Source organism: Pseudomonas sp. GM55, assembly GCF_000282395.1.
Classification (GTDB): domain Bacteria; phylum Pseudomonadota; class Gammaproteobacteria; order Pseudomonadales; family Pseudomonadaceae; genus Aquipseudomonas; species Aquipseudomonas fluorescens_CC.
In genome coordinates this window covers 1-772 of the sequence record NZ_AKJJ01000027.1, presented here as the reverse complement: position 1 = coordinate 772, position 772 = coordinate 1, and the positions used below count along the sequence as shown (strand labels likewise).

At 62.8% G+C, this 772-nt stretch carries 1 protein-coding gene; it reads left to right on the top strand.

Annotated elements, in window-relative coordinates:
- The coding region (locus PMI31_RS03635) for a calcium-binding protein (RefSeq protein WP_008016307.1) at positions 1-772 on the top strand (772 nt) is incomplete at both ends.

The following is a 772-nucleotide window of genomic DNA, read 5'->3' as shown; positions in this document are numbered from 1 at the left end:
GACGGCGACGACACGCTGAGCGGCGGCGAGGGCGACGATACGCTGAACGGTGGCAACGGTGCCGACACGCTGCGCGGCGACAATGGCGCCGACGTGCTGGATGGCGGCGCCGGCAACGACGCGCTGTACGGTGGCGCCGGCAACGACGTGTTGATCGGCGGCACGGACGGCGGTTTCGATCAGTTGTTCGGCGAGGACGGCGACGACCAGCTGACGGTCGTGAGCGGGCGAGTATCAGGAGGCAGCGGTGACGATCTGCTGACGGTGTCTGGTGACACTGACTTTGTGGACGGCGGCGATGGTAACGACCGACTTACCATCGGCCAAATGTTTGGCGGCATTGTGCTCGGCGGTGGAGGCAGCGACCAAGTCACGATCACCAACCTCTCCTTTAGCGGCGTGTCTGCCGGAGCTGGCGATGATCAGGTGACCATCACCGGCAATAGCCCGTTTGGGTTTGTATCCGGCGACAGTGGTAACGACACTCTCGACGTCAGCACGGTGACAGGGACGGTACAGTTGCGCGGTGGAGACGGCAGCGATACTTACCGGGTTGGAGATACTACGAACCAGATCACTATTGACGACTTCCGGGACAGCACCAGCGCCGACCTCAACGTGGTCGAATTCGCTGCCGGCATCGACCCGGTCACCCTGCAGCTGTCACGCAGCGACGCCAGCCTGGTGGTGACCTTCGCCAACGGCCACACGCTCCAGATTAACAACCAGTTCACCGTTGGTGATGGTAGCCAATACGGCGTGCAGGAGTTCC